Consider the following 14,993-nt stretch of genomic DNA (forward strand, 5'->3'; position numbering starts at 1 on the left):
TCTTAAGATGAATAAATAGGTTCGTAGTAAGGACTTTAGTCCTCTCTGATTGAAGGCGGACTAAAGTCCTTACTACGAACCTATTTTATGGTCATGGTTTGAGCGTTCGGCCTGCGATCTTTCTCTGATTGAAGGCGGACTGAAGTCCTCACTACGAACCTATTTTATAGTGATGGTTTGAGCGTTTGAAATGCGAATTTTTTCTTGTTGAATGCGGACTGAAGTCCTCACTACGAACCTATTTTAGGGTGATGGTTTGAGAAGTGGAGATAATATTATTTCTATTTTATCTCCTACTTCTAACTGCAAAACGGATTGAGCGCTGCCGCTATTAACGGCAATTTCTAGCCAACCGTCAGAACCAGTTATTGCTATTAAATCCCCAGGCTTGCTGTCGCTATATGTTTTACCGCTGGGTATGTGAATTGGAGCGTAACTATTGCTAATTGTCACTGACCAATTGTTGTTTGTAATGCAATTATTCGGGATATTAGTAATTAGATTGCCGAAGCGATCGACATATTGAACAAAACCAGTCGCACCTGTGGCTGTAACGGCGCAATTTGGTATCTGTCGCTGCACTAAACTCGCAGGATCGATCGCCTGTCCGAACTCTTCCAGCGGCACCCCATTCGCCAAATGAGCACCCACTGTGGCGAAAATATCGCGACCGTGAAACGTACTGCTGGGTGCGGGTGTGCGCCAATATTGCGGATTGGTGAGTTCCACAGATGCGATCGCACTTTCCCGACTCAACACCCCGCCAAACAACCCGTTATCGGGCCCGACAAGGAAGCAATTAGCACATTTCACCGCCACCGCGCGTCTGTTGCTACCCACGCCCGGATCGACGACCGCAATATGTACTGTTTCTGGCGGAAAATAAGCAAAAGCAGTCATTAAACAAAACCTCGCCGCCGCAATATTTTGAGAGGGTATTTGGTGCGTAATGTCAATCACTTTTAACTGCGGGTTGATTTGGGCGATCGCACCTTTCATCACTCCCACATAAACATCGCTTAACCCAAAATCCGTCAGCAGAGTTATAATTCTATTTTTAGACATATATCCAAAGGTAAGAATATGGTAGCGCAGTGGGAAAACTTTCTGCAAAACTTGGGAGAATGGCACGGTTCCTTCACTCAGCTATCAACGCGGGGAGAGGTAATTAAAGATACTCCCAGCATTATTTCTCTTGAAGGACTCAATGACAACAAAACTGTGCGGTTGAAACTGCGCCGCTTTTCTCCAAATCCTAGCGGTGTCGGCGAACCGGAAGTCAGCGAACTGGTTCGAGAATATCAAAGTTTGGGACGAGATATCCTATTTTTTGAGGATGGGAATTTTTGTCAGGGAACTATTCAACTATCGCCTTATTCTGAGTCTGGTGCCGAGTTTGGTTTTATCTACAATTATCGCCGATTGCGCTTTGTTCAACTCTACACTACCGACGGTAATTTATCCCAACTTACCTTAATTCGGGAAAAGCAGCTTGATAAAAACGTCCCCGAACGTCCGCCTTTAACGGTTGGCGATTTGCTGGGAGAATGGGAAGGCGAGGCCGTGACAATGTATCCAGACGGGCGTTCAGCCGATCGCTATTCTACCAAACTGCAATTGGATTTGCCAAATGGCGATCGGCTAATGCAGAAAATTACTTTTGGTAGCAATGCTAATGTTATCAGTTCTAGCGGTAGCATTGACGGTTCTGTGATTAAGTTTAACGAAGGTTCAACGCCCGTGCAAGTTTTGCTGCTTCCTGACGGCGGTTCTTGCACTTGTCCGGTGAAAGTTGAATCCAGAAAACCTATATTTTTTGAGGCTGGTTGGTTGGTAGAACCTAACTTGCGATTTCGGATGATTCGCAGTTACAATGACAAGGGTGAATGGGTAAGTTTGACCTTAGTTACTGAACGGAAAAAAGGTTACTCGCACTAATCTCAGAAACCGGGTTTCTTCCTATGTTTCTCGTACTCAATCCAAAATTTTCGTAGAAACCCGGTTTCTCGCCACCCAACGACAGAAATTAGAGCGCACCCTAATCTCAGAAACCGGGTTTCTTCCTATATCTCTCGTACTCAACCGAAATTTGTCGCAGAAACCCGGTTTCTCGCCACCCAACGACAGAAATTAGAGCGCACCCTAATCTCAGAAACCGGGTTTCTGACTAGGTTTCTCGTACTCAACCCAAAATTTTCGTAGAAACCCGGTTTCTCGCCACCCAACGACAGAAATTAGAGCGCGTACTTACGATAAACGAAAGTTGGTAGACTCACGAATATTATTTTTCAGACTTTGTTTCCTGGGTTTGCGATTGAATTACCGCACTCCAATCATCGTTATTATTAACAACATCTTCCAGATGCTTATGTTGTCCCCCATCAATTTTAGCCGCTGTTTCCAACTCTTTGGTAAGACTTGAATCTGCCATTGCTTTACGCAATTTTAGCTTCTTTTCCTCATAGGCTTGTTGTTCTGCGGCCGACATTGCCGATCGCGCTGCTTGACCTACCGTACTCGCCCACATCTCGCTGTCTGCACCATTTCCAGGCGGAATGCTGCCGAGTTCTGCAATCCAAGCATCCCGCAAACTTTCCATTTCTTCCCGCTTCGGAAATTTGAAAGTTTGCACCCGCACAAAAGCGCAACTTTCCGCCCCATTTTGGGCAATGTGACCGTTGACTGAAAGCAGGATATTTCGCGAATAACCGATATACTGAGTATTGCCGGAAGTATCCGTGACAGCATAAACGCCGGCGACTTTGGCGTTAGTTGCTAAAGTCCGCCACGTATCGATCGACATTACTTGCGTCCCGTCATTTTCTAATGCAGAAATAGCGGCTGCTGCGCTGTGTTCTGAGTCGGAACTGTATAAAAAATTGTGCAGTCCTTCATGGGCGACAGGTACGTTTTGATGTTCAATTGCTACGTCTCGATCGGCATTCACTTGATTGACTTCCATAAAGCCCAATTCCTCAAAAAGCGTTAACAGTTGACAGTTGACAGTTGACAGTTGACCGTTGACAGTTGACAGAAGAGCCCGCCCGCGAAGTCGAGGGGTTGACTTCGGAGTGCGAAGTTTTCAGGTAGGGGATTTAAGCCCCTTCCTAAAAACAATCCACCTAAAGGTGGGGGCTTAAATCCCCTGTGATGACGGTAACACAATTAATTAAATTTCTGGCTTTATAAGCTGTTGCAGCATTTAATTGTATTTCAAACCACAATCAAATTATTGTGGGGTAGGCTTTGAACCCCACCCCAAACCTGCAACTTAAACGCCCAACAGCTTACGTATTTAACTTGCTGCAATTTGTTGCAATTCCTCGTCTGTCAATTTAACTTCGATCGCCTTTAGGGAGTCTTCAATGCTCGATAATTTTGTCGCGCCGGGAATCGGAACGACACAAGGCGATTTTGCCATCAACCAGGCTAACACTATACAGTAAACTGAAACGTTTTTTTCAGCAGCTAATTTGGCGATCGCAGGCATATCTTGCAAGCTAGTCGCCCGACGGCTTCCCCCCAAAGGACTCCAGGGAAAAAATGTCAATTTTTCAGCTTCGCAATATTCCAGTACGCCGTCGGATTCCGGCTGTCTGTGCCACGGATTGTACTGATTCTGCACCGAGACAACTTCTACCGTATCGCGGGCGCGTTTGATCTGTTCTACAGAAAAGTTGGAAACTCCGATAAATCGAATCATTCCTGCTTCTACTGCTTCTTTTGCGGGTGCTAGGGCTGCTTCGATTGTATAGGCTGGATCGGGCGAGTGGTATTGCCAAAGGTCGATCGGCTGATTGCCACCCAAAGCTTCAAAACTTTCGCGAATTGTCTTGCGCAAATGGTGGGGATTGCCGTTGCGCGTCCAAGCACCTTGAGGCCGCATTAAGCCGCCTTTCGTGGCGATAGTAACTGCCCGAATATCTCCCGTGTACTCATGCAAAGCTTTGGCAATGAGGTGTTCGTTGTGGTGTTTGTCCGATTGATCTTCGCAATAGGAATCTGCGGTGTCAATTAGGGTGACACCCAAATCGAGGGCGCGATGAATGACCGCAATTGATTGCGCTTCGGGCGGCCGGCCGCTTAAGGACATTGGCATACATCCAAGACCGATCGCTGATATATTGAAATTACTGTTGCCCAGTCTTTTTCTTTTCATTCGTTGGCCCTCGTTTGGGTGGTTGATTGAGAGTTTAGATTTCAAGGATATCTTGAAATTTTACTGCTTTTTTGAGGAGATAACTAGATAGGGTGAAAAAAAATTGTCGTTACTGCATTTAAACTGTACAGCATTTATCAAAAAAAAGAGGGACTTACCAATCAATCCCTCAATCCCTCAATCCCTCAATTCCTCAATTCCTCAATCTAAAATCTAAAATCTAAAATCTAAAATTCCTGTACCCCATCTTTGTGAACAAGGCTATATATATTTTTATTGACTTTTCCCCACTGGTCAAAGCTGCTCTCGTTTTTGCCATCAAACATCACAGATAATCTTTGGGCGCGCATCAGCCAACGCTACTTACCTTAACTGGAAGCACTGGTGTAAAAGCGGAGTGCAAATTGCCAGAAATACCGGGAGAAAATTAACAGCCCGATCGCCAAAATACCAGCCCCTGCGATCCAAACAATCTCACCTCTGCCAAGCATGGCTTCTGCCGGCACAGTCGTCAAGAAAGCAACAGGAACCACAAAGGTAAAGAAAAATCGATAAGCTGCGGGATAAGCAGCCATCGGAAATCTACCTGCTTCTAACAATCCTCTCAGAACTTCAGTAACATTGTAAATCTTGACAAACCAAATACTGGTTGCACCGAGCATAAACCAGATACTGTAAAGAGTAATAGTTCCAAATAACAGCGGGATTGCTGTTAAAAAATAGTTGCCAATTTCTACTCCCAATTTATTGGCAGCATACAGCAGCAATAGGGCACCAAAGATTAAATCCGGGATTCCCCAAGGGGAAACGGTGTTTGCAGATAGCCAGAATTGCGAACTAATCGGCTTGAGGAGTACGAAATCCAGAGTACCTTGCTGCACTCGATCGACAATACGGCTGAGGTTGGGCGCCAGAAAGGTTGACGAAAACCCCTGCAAAACCGTAAAAATGCCGAGTACAACTAAAGCTTGTTCCCATGAATAGCCCGAAAACCTGTAGCCTGTACGGTAGAACAGCGACAGCCCAAACAAGCTGCCTGCAAGATTTCCGAGGCTGCTGAGGGTCGCCAGGACAAAATTGATGCGATATTCGAGCTCGGCTGCGATCGCCGCACCCCAGAACAATTTCAGTACCTGCAAATATCGTCCCATGTTTGTCGCCATTTTTTGCTGTTGAAATACTTATATTCCCTCCTATTGTAAAGCTTGTGTGAAGCCCTATGCTGTACAGCTCGCTTATTACACGATAATTTTAAGTTATTCACACAGCCTACTTAAGTAATTTTACTTGCAATAATTATTAAGCTGTGTAACTTGATTTAAATAAACCATGATAATTTTGGGCTTTAACTCAATCTCAAGCTTCTATATAGTTGCAAATTATTAAGCTCTGCTCCTCTTTGAACAGGAAATCTTGCCTCATTGATTAGTAATTTTAATGTGTTACAAGCCTTAACATTATAAAAAATTCAAAAACATCTAGCCATACCCAAAAGTAACGATTAGGATGGTGCATACGTACTCCAAAAGAATACGTAATCAGTCAGAGGTCAGCGATACGTAATAATACGTAAACAATTGAGTTCGATAAATTGACTTAAACAACAAAACGTAAGGTAAATAAGACATGGATGCTTTAACACTATCGAGACTGGGCGTCAAGCACACCAAGAGCGCAGTAGCCGAATCGTTGCGGATCAATACAGGGCTAGACATGACCAGCCCAGTCACTTTTTACGGGATTGTTAACGAGCACTGCAATGTAAAATGCCGTCAGTGCGAGTATTGGCGCCTCAAAGAATATAAAGACGAAATGACCATCGAAGATTGGCAAAATGCCCTCTTGAGCGTCAAAGAATTTGTCGGCGAATTTTCCATCAACTTTAGCGGTGGCGAACCTTATATTAAGAAAGGTTTTCTAGACTTGCTGACATTTGCCAACAAAAACGGCATCCACGCCGGTGTCACCACCAACGGCTACTGCATGACTCGCGAAAATGCAGCAAAAACTGTAGCGGCGCGCCCTTTTAATGTGAATATGTCCGTTGACGGGCCAAACGCAGAATTGCACGACTATTTGCGCGGTCAACCCGGATTGTTCGACAGACTTTCCAAAGGAATCGGTTATCTGCGCGAAGAACAAGAAAAACAAAACGTCCTGTTTCCGATCAACGTCAAACCGACTATCAACAGGCTCAACTTCCGCCACCTAGAAGAAATTGTCACTTGGGCGAAGGGAATTGAAGCTACGACGGTGAACTTCCAGCCAGTCAACCGTTGGACGCCTGAAACATATTCGGAATTGTGGGTTGAAGAAGCAGACAGAGAAGAATTTTCGCAGGTAATTGAGCGCTTAATTGAGATGAAGAAAAACGGCGCGCCAATTATGAACAGCGATGAAGTGTTGCGCTTGATGATGCCGCACTTCCAGGAAGAAAAAGCTCCTGATTCAACTCGTCCTTGTCGCGTTGGACTGCGTAATTACTGGATTGACACGCGCGGCGATGTGAAGTTGTGCGACGAATATCCCGTGATTGGGAACGTGAAAGAAGCCAGCGCCCGCGAGATTTGGTACGGCGAAAAAGCTCAGGAAGTCCGCCGCGATACTTTGAATTGCGGCAAGCTGTGTCTGATTACTTGCGTCTCGCAAAAGACGATTTTGGACAAGGTGAAAATGGGAATGAAGTTATTGAAGAATTGAGGTTTGAGGAGTCTTAATATTGCTTGTGTTCATGAGTGCCGGGTTTTGGTAAAAACCCGGTTTTTTGTTTGATGAATTGGGTTTTGTCGCTGGGTGGCGAGAAACCGGGTTTCTACGACAATTTTCGGTTGAGTACGAGAAATAAGGGAAGAAACCCGGTTTCTGGGATTAGTGTGCTCTAATTTCTCTCGCTGCGTGGCGAGAAACCGGGTTTCTGCCAATAATTTGGGTGGAGTACGAGAAATAAGGGAAGAAACCCGGTTTCTGGGATTAGTGTGCGTCGAATTCTCTCGCTGCGTGGCGAGAAACCGGGTTTCTACGACAATTTTCGGTTGAGTACGAGAGATATAGGAAGAAACCCGGTTTCTGGGATTAGTGTGCGTCGAATTCTCTCGCTGCGTGGCGAGAAACCGGGTTTCTGCCCATAATTTGGGTTAAGTACCAGAGATATAGGAAGAAACCCGGTTTCTGGGATTAGTGTGCGTCGAATTCTCTCGCTGCGTGGCGAGAAACCGGGTTTCTACGACAATTTTCGGTGGAGTACGAGAGATATAGGAATCAACCCGGTTTCTGGGATTAGTGTGCGTCGAATTCTCTCGCTGAGTGGCGAGAAACCGGGTTTCTACGACAATTTTCGGTGGAGTACGAGAGATATAGGAATCAACCCGGTTTCTGGGATTAGTGTGCGTCGAATTCTCTCGCTGAGTGGCGAGAAACCGGGTTTCTACGACAATTTTCGGTTGAGTACGAGAGATATAGGAATCAACCCGGTTTCTGGGATTAGTGTGCGTCGAATTCTCTCGCTGAGTGGCGAGAAACCGGGTTTCTACGACAATTTTCGGTGGAGTACCAGAGATATAGGAATCAACCCGGTTTCTGGGATTAGTGTGATCTAATTTCTGTCGTTGGGTGGCGAGAAACCGGGTTTCTGCCAATAATTTGGGTGGAGTACGAGAGATATAGGAATCAACCCGGTTTCTGGGATTAGTGTGCGTCGAATTCTCTCGCTGAGTGGCGAGAAACCGGGTTTCTACGACAATTTTCGGTGGAGTACGATAAATAACGAAAAAAACCCGGTTTCTGGGATTTACCTGTGCAAACACTAAATTTTAAAACTTATAATATCTCCCGATTCACAATCGGGAGAATATCAAAACTACTCCACAATCCAAGGACTCAAACAAGGAGTCCAAGCACTCAATTCTTCAGGTTTAAACCAGAGACTAATTTCCTGATTCGCAGTTTCCACAGCATCAGAACCGTGAATAATATTGCGGCCCACATTCACAGCTAAATCGCCGCGAATTGTTCCCGGTTCAGAATTTAGAGGATTTGTCGCGCCAATCATTTTTCTCGCAGAGGCCACAACGCCGTCACCTTCCCACACCATCGCCACCATCGGCCCGGAAGTGATGAAGTCTACCAGTCCCGCAAAAAACGGTCTTTCTTTGTGCACGGCGTAATGCTGTTCGGCTAGTTCGCGACTCGCCGTGATTAGCTTCATCCCAACTAGGGTAAAGCCCTTGGCTTCAAAACGACCGATAATTTCGCCGACGAGTCCGCGCTGTACTCCGTCGGGCTTAATCGCTAAAAAAGTCCGTTCCAAGATTAACTCCTATTGTTTTCTTAACCGATCCAAAAGACAGAGTAGCTCACAATGCACCCAAAGGCAATTCTGAGAAGACACAATTGTTATTTGGGAACTTGCGCGCAACCTTTATCTGTATTGTCCTCTTCGGCGCACCGAGAGCGCGAGCAGCAGCGACTCAAACTAATTTTTCTGCAAATCTCGATCGGCTAATTTACCTTAATATGATGCAAATCACAAGTTTCTGTGACTGCAAACACTTTTACCTATGATATTAAATACAAATACGTATGATAACAAACACAATTAGTAATACTCAAAAACATACATAATTAACGAAGGTATAAAAATGAGTAACAGCGCAGCAGGCTAGGGGAAAAAGCTATGAGAGAGATTGTAGCATTTATTGCACAAAAAAAGCAAGAATTTGCCAAATTGCCGTTATTTGAATTTATGGCAAACAAACATATTCACCCTAATCAACGACTAATTTTTGCGCCTGTACTCGATCCTTTAGCGGTGGGATTGAGCGACTTAAACAAGTACGTCCTCCGAGAATCTTCAAGCAACAATATGGTTCAGGAACTGATTAACAAATATACTTACAAAGAAAACTACTACTGGCAGCGGTATTTGCAACATCTAGAAACCTTGGGGTTCAACAACTTAATGAGTTACGGCGACTTCAGGCTGCTTTGGGGTCAAGAAACTCAAAAAACTCGATCGCTCTGTTCGGTGCTCGAACGCTACGCTTGGAATGCCTCTCCCATTCAAAAACTCGTGTTAGTGGAAGCCCTGGAAGCCACCGCCAGGGTTTTTTTTGAGGCGGCGCTGGAAGTGGTAATGGAATTACAGGAAATTATCAAAAAAGAATATGTTTATATGGGAGGAGGTTATGTGGGTTTGGACACTCATTACATTTTAGATACACCGGAGATGTTGCAAGCTGTAACAGAGATAGAACTTACTGATGCGGAACGCCAAGCAGGTTTAGAACTAGCACAAAATGTATTTGAACTGTTTACCGAAGCGATGAACGAACTCTTCGGACACAGCCAAACAAATTCTTGCAAGACTGTGCTGCAAGTATCCTCGATTTCTGCCTTCGATCGCGCGCTCGACTTTTTGGACGTTTGTTAAGCTATTGTGGATTGATATTTTGGGCGGGCTGCCCACCCCACAATAGTTTAAATAAACATAATTGTCAGGATTATAATGCACAATGGCTTAAGGATTTAAACAATCACTAAATTATCTCGATGTACGGCAGTTTCTACGCCTGCATAGCCTAAAATTTCAGCAATTTTATCCGACTTGCAACCCTGGATTTGTCTCAACTCTAAACTGCTATAATTTACAAGTCCCCTCGCAATTTGCTTGCCTTCTCCGTCGCACAACTGCACAGAATCATCAGCTTGAAATTCTCCTTCTACTCGATCAATTCCCGCAGCTAACAGCGATTTTCCGCGGTGGAAAATTGCCTTGACAGCACCCGCATCTAAATACAGTTTTCCGGCGGGAATTAAGACGTTGGCTATCCAGTGTTTTCTAGCGTTTACTGGGCGCGGTTGCGGCTCGAATTGAGTACCTATCGACTCTCCGTTGAGTATTTTCTCGATATTACCAGGAAAACAGCCGTTGGTGATGACTGTCCGCACTCCCGATGCTGTGGCGATTCTCGCCGCTTCAATTTTTGTCACCATTCCGCCGGTTCCCCAACCGCTGCGGGAATCTCCTGTTTGCACGTCTAATGCTGTGAGTTGTGCCATACTTTCTACGAGGGCGATCGGCTGTGCGTCGGGATTGCTGCGCGGATCTGCTGAATACAGCCGATCGACATCCGTGAGCACAAACAACCAATCTGCTTCTACCAAACTCGCTACTAGCGCCGAAAGCGTGTCGTTATCGCCAAATTTGAGCTCGTCTACCGCTACAGTATCGTTTTCGTTGACGATCGGAATTACGCCCAATCTCAGCAGTTGTTGAAACGTATTGTAAGCGTTAACATAGCCGTTGCGCTGCACCAAATCGCCCCTAGTGAGCAATACTTGGGCGATCGGCTGTTGTAGAGTTGTGAACAAGTCATCGTACACCCGCATCAGCCGCCCTTGTCCCACGGCGGCCACAGCCTGCTTCAGAGCGATATTTCGCGGGCGTTCCGTCAAGCCCAAGCGCGCGCAGCCCACACCCACCGCACCGGAAGAAACCAACACTACTCGATGTCCTTGCTGCCGCAAACCCGCTAAAATTTCGACTAATGCAGCAATAGTTGACAGAGCTAAGTTTCCGGTAGTCGATCGAGTCAGCGTCGAAGTTCCTATTTTAACAACAATAGTTTGAGTCATTAGTCAGTTGTCAGTTGTCAGTTGTCAGTTGTCAGTGGTTAGTGGTCGGTAGTCAGTGGTCAGTTGTTAGTGGTCAGTTGTCAGTTGTTAGTGGTCAGTTGTCAGTGGTCGGTAGTCAGTGGTTACTGATTATTGGGATATCTTCAACAATAACAAATAACAATTACCAACTGCCAACTGCTTTCGGAGTCAACTGTCAACTGTCAACTGTCAACTATCAACTGCTTTCGGAGTCAACTGTCAACTGTCAACTGTCAACTCTTCGACTCCCCTCGACTTCGCGGGCGGGCAAGTCGCGAGCGCGCTCTTCTGTCAACCCCTCGACTCCGCGGGCGGGCTCTTCTGCCAACTGCCAACTGTCAACTGTCAACTGTCAACTGACTACTTTCTGCTATCAAGAGAAGCCCCTAAAGCTTCAGATACCCAAACTTCAAAAGAGCGCACCGGATATTTGCGTACCGCATAGGCAGCATCCACCATTGGCTCAACTAAAATAGTAAACATACCCAAACGATTGCCTGCCAAAACATCAGTAAAAAGTCGATCGCCCACCATCGCCACCTGTTCCACCGGCAAATTCATCGCCGTCACTGCTGTTCGCAACTTGCGGCGCGACGGCTTACCCGCACCAGTAATGTAAGGTAGATTCAAAGATTGAGCAATTCGACCGATCCGAGTTTCGCTTAAATTATTGCTCGCTAGCCACAGCGATACTATCGGTTTAATTTCTTCCACCCACAGGCTGAGTTCCTCAGAAGCATTCATTGCTGTAATGGGAACTAGAGTTTCATCCACATCCAACACTAATCCTTTGATCTGATATTTCTCCAGAATATCGGAAGTTAAATTTACGATCGAGTCGCCTAAAACTAAGTCAGGCTGTAGTAGTTTACCCCAAGTCATAATGATTTTAGATTTTAGATTTTAGATTTTAGATTTTAGATTGAGAAATAAGACATGGAAAGTTCAACATTGAGAAAGTAAAAAATCAAAAGTCAATAATTCTGACTTTGGCTTTGTAACTTTTGACTTTTTACTTATGTATTGCTCCGACCGCAATCTATTGACCCGATCGCACTTTCTGGTCAACTTGAGCCACAGCAGCATCGTGTTCAGCCTGAGTGCGGCTGAAAATGTGAGTGCCGTCGTAGCGAGCCATAAAATACAGGTATTCTGTATTTTCAGGAGCCAGAGTCGCTTCCAGACTGGGGATTCCCGGAGCTGCAATGGGAGTTGGTGGCAGCCCTACATTCATATAAGTATTGTAGGGAGAAGGCGTTTCCACCTGCTTAAAAGTTAGAGGTTTTTCCTTAGTTTGCCTGATGCCGAGGGCGTATTCCACGGTCGGATCGGAACCCAGCTTCATACCCTTATTCAAGCGGCTGGTAAACACCCCAGCAATGCGATGCCGCTCAGAAGCAACCACAGCTTCTTTTTCCACAATACTCGCCAACGTTACCCACTCTTTTAATGACAGCTTAGTATTGTTCTGATTTTTTTGAAAGACCGGCAAAGCTATCCGCTCGAAACGGCCGAGCATTTGTTTGATGACAGCTTGCGGGCTGACGGCATCGCCGTCTAACTGATAAGTATCCGGGTACAAAAACCCTTCCAAATGAGGCAGGCCGCTCGGCAGCCAAGGGTACTCAGCGTAGGGAACTTGACTCGCCGCCGCCATAAAATCCTTAGCCGGGAAAAAACCTTGCGCTTCAAAATAAGCGCTCATTTGTTGCAGCGACCACCCTTCGGGAATCGTGAAACTCTGCTGTACAACTTCACCCTGCCAAATTTTCCCAGCAACCACACTCAGGGGCTGAGTCGGTGACAGTTGGTAAGTTCCGGCTTTAAAACCTCCGTCGCGGTTTTGCAGCGTCAACCAGCGGGCCCACATATTCCATGCCCCTGCCGATCGAATTAAGCCAGCGGCCTCTAAATCCTGCCCGATTTTTTGACTGGAAGTACCGGGGGGGATTTGGATAGAAACAGCACCATCCTTTCCCGGGGAATTTGACGTTTCAACCCCTTTAGGGGGCGCCGAAGCCCAGCTCCACCAAGCCCAGCCTTGCCAAGCGCCAATTCCCCAAATTGCCGGCAGCAAAGCCAGATAAAACAACCATTTAGAAACTTGCCGAGTACCCTTTCGGCTCTCGCGCGCGCTGCCTTTTGTCAGTTGTTCTTTACTCATAGTCCCTTGTCCTCGATAAGCGCCAATTAACTAACGACTAATCACTAATCACGGCCCACGCGATCGATACGGGCCCCGACACGAGCGTCAGCATCGATTCCCAAATCTTAGACCAAAGTTACGGATGCCAGATTCATCTGTTGAGTAAATCTCTCATTCTTTAATCTAAAATCGACTTACCTGCGATTGATGACCTAAAAGTTACAGATACCAGCCCTTTAAAAAACCCCATCCACGCGGCAGAATTGAACAGCCAGAGCTGACAGGGCAGAGGGGGCCATATCGAAAAAGTTCGATCGACCTAGCAGTTTACTATCTTATAAAATAGTCAAAGATTCTGCTTGTTGCCTCATGCCTTGTGCCTGCAATTAATATCTAATCAAGCTCATCAAAGAACTGGTCTTCCAGCATGGGCAACATCGGTTCCAGCCTTTGGAACTCTTCTTCCGAGAGCAATTCAGGCTTGCCGTCATCATTCATTCGAGCCAAAATAAAGAACGGATCGAGAGGTGTATAGATGGCATATTCCTGTTCTTCGTGATAGAAGCTGGTCAACCACATCAGTTCCTCAAACTCCGACTCCTCATCAGGATCGGCATTAGGCTCCAAATCCTCGTCGGGAAATTCCGGCAATTCGCCAACCACAGTCAGCGTCACCGCCGTGCGCCGGAGCGTCAAATTCTGCTCTTGCAGGACAACTCTAGCAGTATCAAAAATTTGGTCTATTTCGGTCTCGTCTTCTACAGGAATTGCTGCTTCGTCGGCGTCGTCTCCGTGCCAAGTAAAAATTTCTACGGGAGAGTCGATCGGCAGCAGCAAAGCGTATTCTTGACCTTCTAAGTTCATCGAATATTCTATATTGCAAGTCAGCGATCGCCCAAGTTCATCCGTCAGGGTGACGGACTCTTGATTGGAACTGCCATTCTCTTTGCGGTATGGGGATGAGGACATCGCGTGTATCTTTTTTTCCGTCAATAATTCAGTAATGTTGGCTTGACAATTAGGAGTTTTCGTGGCGATATTCTGGTCGATCGGGCGATCGCCAGTCCACAAGCTTAAACCGCGAGACTCGCGGCATTTTCCGCCTGCGACGAGTGCAGCGTTTAAATCTCGGTTGAGTCCGCAAGCGACACTCAGGAAAAATCACAATTTTGTGCTTCTTCAGTATCGAGGGTACAGCGGAATTTTCTCTCCTCTGTCAACGGTTACAGGCGTGCGTAGCAAACTTGCACAACTAGGATATCACGCCTGTGTTACTACCTATCGGGATTGGGAATTGCGGCTATCTTTTGCCTCCGCTCGTCCAACCACTGCTGCAAAATCATGGCTGCTGCTTTGCGATCGATCAAACCCTTATTTCGCGAGGGCGACATCCCTTGAGCTTGGATCAATTCCTCGGCGCCCACAGAAGTCAGGCGCTCGTCGGCGTATTCTAGCGGCAGCTCTAAGGCGGAGGCGATGCGACTGGCGTATTTCTGGACTTGTCGGGCTTGAGCGCCGACTTCTCCATTCAGCGAGTAGGGCAACCCTGCCACCAAAATTTGCACTCTCCGCTCTTGCACGAGCTCTCTGAGATAAGCTACATCTCGATCGAAGGACGATCGTACCAGAGTAGTAATCCCTGTAGCGATTAAACCAGTGCCGTCACACCCGGCGATGCCGACTCGTTTGCTGCCGATATCTAATCCCAGGGCTGAAATCCATAATTTGTTGGACATTAATCTATCGATTTTAGATTTTAGATTTTAGATTTTAGATTTGCGCTTTTAGGTTTTAGATTTGCGCTTTTAGATTTTAGATTTACTTCTTTCTTACTTAGCAAAATATTTTTTTAACGAACCGCGAAGGCGCGAAAAACGCGAAGGAAGAAGGGAAGAAGTTGAGTTTTTAAAGGTTTGTAGTGAGGACTTCAGTCCGCTCTTTCATAAGGACTAAAGTCCTCACTACAAACCTTTAATTGAGCGGAAATTTAGATTTACTTCTTTCTTACTTAGCAAAATATTTTTTTAACGAACC

The 14,993-nt window shown here is 46.0% G+C and carries 14 protein-coding genes; 4 read left to right on the forward strand and 10 right to left on the reverse strand.

Annotated features, from left to right (window positions below):
- Positions 1-243: 243 nt before the first annotated feature.
- Positions 244-1,065: an SAM-dependent chlorinase/fluorinase gene (locus QZW47_RS13885; RefSeq protein ID WP_293128029.1), complete on the reverse strand. Its 822-nt coding sequence runs from the start codon at positions 1,063-1,065 to the stop codon at positions 244-246.
- An 18-nt stretch (positions 1,066-1,083) separates the two neighbouring features.
- Between QZW47_RS13885 and QZW47_RS13890 the strand changes: the two genes are divergently transcribed.
- A complete protein-coding gene (locus QZW47_RS13890) occupies positions 1,084-1,938 on the forward strand; it encodes a DUF3598 family protein (protein ID WP_293128030.1) in 855 nt (284 codons plus the stop codon).
- A gap of 343 nt (positions 1,939-2,281) precedes the next feature.
- Here QZW47_RS13890 and QZW47_RS13895 read toward each other — a convergent pair whose 3' ends face one another.
- The 3 genes from QZW47_RS13895 to QZW47_RS13905 form a co-directional block, all read right to left on the reverse strand.
- Positions 2,282-2,962 carry a GIY-YIG nuclease family protein gene (locus QZW47_RS13895; RefSeq protein WP_293128031.1) on the reverse strand — a complete coding sequence of 227 codons (681 nt, stop codon included), beginning with the start codon at positions 2,960-2,962 and terminating at the stop codon, positions 2,282-2,284.
- A gap of 333 nt (positions 2,963-3,295) precedes the next feature.
- Positions 3,296-4,159, reverse strand: a complete 864-nt coding sequence (locus tag QZW47_RS13900; protein WP_293128032.1) for an aldo/keto reductase — start codon at positions 4,157-4,159, stop codon at positions 3,296-3,298.
- 368 nt (positions 4,160-4,527) lie between these two features.
- Complete coding sequence (locus tag QZW47_RS13905) at positions 4,528-5,322, reverse strand: ABC transporter permease (protein WP_366930878.1); 795 nt, start codon at positions 5,320-5,322, stop codon at positions 4,528-4,530.
- Positions 5,323-5,785: 463 nt separating this feature from the next.
- On the opposite strand from QZW47_RS13905, the gene QZW47_RS13910 reads away from it, so the two are divergent.
- A complete protein-coding gene (locus tag QZW47_RS13910) occupies positions 5,786-6,859 on the forward strand; it encodes a radical SAM protein (RefSeq protein ID WP_293128033.1) in 1,074 nt (357 codons plus the stop codon).
- Positions 6,860-7,338: 479 nt separating this feature from the next.
- Entirely contained in the window at positions 7,339-7,755 is a 417-nt protein-coding gene (locus QZW47_RS13915; protein WP_293128034.1) for a hypothetical protein, read from the forward strand.
- A 260-nt stretch (positions 7,756-8,015) separates the two neighbouring features.
- Here the strand turns inward: QZW47_RS13915 and ndk are convergent, their stop codons facing one another.
- The gene (gene ndk / locus QZW47_RS13920) at positions 8,016-8,465 is read right to left on the reverse strand and encodes a nucleoside-diphosphate kinase (RefSeq protein WP_293128035.1); all 450 of its coding nucleotides are present in this window, start codon (positions 8,463-8,465) and stop codon (positions 8,016-8,018) included.
- A 366-nt stretch (positions 8,466-8,831) separates the two neighbouring features.
- Here ndk and QZW47_RS13925 point away from each other — a divergent pair, with 366 nt between their 5' ends.
- Entirely contained in the window at positions 8,832-9,587 is a 756-nt protein-coding gene (locus QZW47_RS13925; RefSeq protein WP_293128036.1) for a hypothetical protein, read from the forward strand.
- Positions 9,588-9,682: 95 nt separating this feature from the next.
- Here the strand turns inward: QZW47_RS13925 and proB are convergent, their stop codons facing one another.
- The 5 genes from proB to ruvX all read right to left on the reverse strand — a co-directional run bounded on the left by proB (position 9,683) and on the right by ruvX (position 14,695).
- Positions 9,683-10,792 (reverse strand): glutamate 5-kinase, encoded by a 1,110-nt coding sequence (proB, locus tag QZW47_RS13930; RefSeq protein WP_293128037.1) that lies wholly within the window; start codon positions 10,790-10,792, stop codon positions 9,683-9,685.
- 381 nt (positions 10,793-11,173) lie between these two features.
- The gene (locus QZW47_RS13935; RefSeq protein ID WP_293128038.1) at positions 11,174-11,695 is read right to left on the reverse strand and encodes a YqeG family HAD IIIA-type phosphatase; all 522 of its coding nucleotides are present in this window, start codon (positions 11,693-11,695) and stop codon (positions 11,174-11,176) included.
- Positions 11,696-11,852: 157 nt separating this feature from the next.
- Complete coding sequence (mltG, locus tag QZW47_RS13940) at positions 11,853-12,977, reverse strand: endolytic transglycosylase MltG (RefSeq protein ID WP_293128039.1); 1,125 nt, start codon at positions 12,975-12,977, stop codon at positions 11,853-11,855.
- 375 nt (positions 12,978-13,352) lie between these two features.
- Entirely contained in the window at positions 13,353-13,928 is a 576-nt protein-coding gene (locus QZW47_RS13945) for a DUF3727 domain-containing protein (RefSeq protein WP_293128119.1), read from the reverse strand.
- 305 nt (positions 13,929-14,233) lie between these two features.
- Entirely contained in the window at positions 14,234-14,695 is a 462-nt protein-coding gene (ruvX, locus tag QZW47_RS13950; protein WP_293128040.1) for a Holliday junction resolvase RuvX, read from the reverse strand.
- Positions 14,696-14,993: the final 298 nt, after the last annotated feature.

Origin of the sequence: Microcoleus sp. bin38.metabat.b11b12b14.051 (genome assembly GCF_013299165.1) — a bacterium.
Taxonomy (GTDB): domain Bacteria; phylum Cyanobacteriota; class Cyanobacteriia; order Cyanobacteriales; family Microcoleaceae; genus Microcoleus.